This window comes from Parendozoicomonas sp. Alg238-R29 (genome assembly GCF_947331445.1).
Taxonomy (GTDB): domain Bacteria; phylum Pseudomonadota; class Gammaproteobacteria; order Pseudomonadales; family Endozoicomonadaceae; genus Sansalvadorimonas.
Genome location: NZ_CAMZOG010000248.1, coordinates 1 through 859, shown reverse-complemented (window position 1 = coordinate 859; position 859 = coordinate 1). Strand labels below are relative to the sequence as shown.

The window sequence follows — 859 nt, the reverse complement described above, 5'->3', positions numbered from 1 at the left end:
TGGTGTTCGGCAGCAAGCTGCCTGGGACGCCTTCGGCGCCCCACAACTTGGCGTTACATGCAGTTCAACCTCAACACCTGACTAAACAATAAAAACAAACGAGATATATAATGCAAGACCCTCTAAATTTGTTTTATAGCTATAGCCACGCTGACAAAGATCATAGAAAGGAACTTGAAAAGCACCTTACTCTACTTGTAAGGAATAAAATAATTAATCCATGGTATGACGGGAAAATAACAGCAGGAAGTCTTTGGGAAAATGAAATCCAAGAAAACCTAAAAAAAACAGATATTGTCATATTTCTAGTAACCCCAAACTGGCTTAGTTCTCAAGCTTGCCTTGATGAATGGGATGAAGCATTAGCACTACAAAAAAAACAACCAAACAAGGTTCTTATTCCAATTATCGCAACAGACTGTGCTTGGAGGGATCTAGTTGAAATGCCTAAGAAACTAGTATTACCAAGTGATGGAAAACCAGTCACCCAATGGAAACCAAAAGATTCAGCATGGTTAAATGTTTATGAAGGAATTAAAAAGGCTGCAGAAAGGGTAAAAAAAAACTTTTGCATAACTAATGATTTCAAAAAATCCATAGCAACTATTGAATTCTGCTCCACAAACAGCAATGAAATAACACTTGAAGATATTTTTGTATTCCCAAACCTCATAAGGTATTCAAACAAAAAAAACAGTATTGAGGAACACATTGAAAATCTAGAAAAACTAACATACCCAACACATCAATTCATTCATGGAGATAGCCAGTCTGGGAAGACTAAACTATGTGCCTGGATGTATCTTGAAACGTACAGACAGAAAAAGCCTATAATTTATATTGACTTAAGCCAGATAAG

General features: G+C 36.3%; 1 protein-coding gene. It reads left to right on the top strand.

Annotated features, from left to right (window positions below):
• Positions 1 to 110: 110 nt before the first annotated feature.
• On the top strand, positions 111 to 859 hold a 749-nt coding region (locus tag QMA35_RS21890; protein ID WP_281649250.1), incomplete at its 3' end, for a toll/interleukin-1 receptor domain-containing protein.